Raw genomic sequence first — 320 nt, 5'->3', positions numbered from 1 at the left:
ATGACCTACTCTCACATGGAGAAGCTCCACACTACCATCGGCGATGCATCGTTTCACTGCTGAGTTCGGGATGGGATCAGGTGGTTCCAATGCTCTATGGTCGTCAAGAAATTCGGTAGCCGACGCGCCTTTCAGCGTTTCGGCAAATTCTGTGTGTGATACGCAAAATGTTCGTGTGTTCTACAGCTTTCGGTTCATCGTCTTCACACACCGCCACTGCTGTGCAGATGGCTTGGGTGTTATATGGTCAAGCCTCACGGGCAATTAGTATTGGTTAGCTCAACGCCTCACAGCGCTTACACACCCAACCTATCAACGTC

General features: G+C 50.6%; 2 rRNA genes. Both read right to left on the bottom strand.

Going from position 1 to position 320, the window contains the following annotated elements:
* Positions 1–108 (bottom strand): 5S ribosomal RNA (gene rrf / locus ACYP2A_RS21000); the annotation flags it as partial.
* Positions 109–243: 135 nt separating this feature from the next.
* A 23S ribosomal RNA gene (locus ACYP2A_RS20995) occupies positions 244–320 on the bottom strand; the annotation flags it as partial.

The sequence above is a fragment of the Pseudomonas sp. 3A(2025) genome (assembly GCF_054589175.1).
This window is presented reverse-complemented; position numbering and strand designations above follow the sequence as displayed.